This window comes from Stenotrophomonas sp. SrG (assembly GCF_050031795.1).
Classification (GTDB): domain Bacteria; phylum Pseudomonadota; class Gammaproteobacteria; order Xanthomonadales; family Xanthomonadaceae; genus Stenotrophomonas; species Stenotrophomonas rhizophila_A.
This window is the reverse complement of sequence record NZ_JBNBBE010001770.1, coordinates 1-230: the sequence shown is the minus strand read 5'-3', so window position 1 is coordinate 230 and position 230 is coordinate 1. Positions and strand designations below refer to the sequence as shown.

At 66.1% G+C, this 230-nt stretch carries 1 pseudogene; it reads left to right on the top strand.

The window, feature by feature from the left end:
* Positions 1-61 precede the first annotated feature (61 nt).
* Positions 62-220: pseudogene (locus ACQG3P_RS25350) on the top strand (phosphatase PAP2 family protein); the annotation flags it as partial.
* Positions 221-230: the final 10 nt, after the last annotated feature.

Genomic DNA, 230 nt, shown 5'->3' with positions numbered 1-230 from the left:
CGCGGCGACAACATCGCCCAGGAATTCGTGGCGCTGAGCGACGCGTACGTCGAACGCAAGTATGTCCGAAGCGACGTATAAGCCCGCCGTGCTGGCCGCGCCGGAGCCGGCCGCCGGCGTCCGACACTGGATGGCGCGCAATGCCTGGCGCTTCGTGCTGCTGTTTGCATGCGTGTTGCTGACGCTGGCAGGGTTCGTGGCGCTTGACGACGAAGTGCACTAGCTGGAGG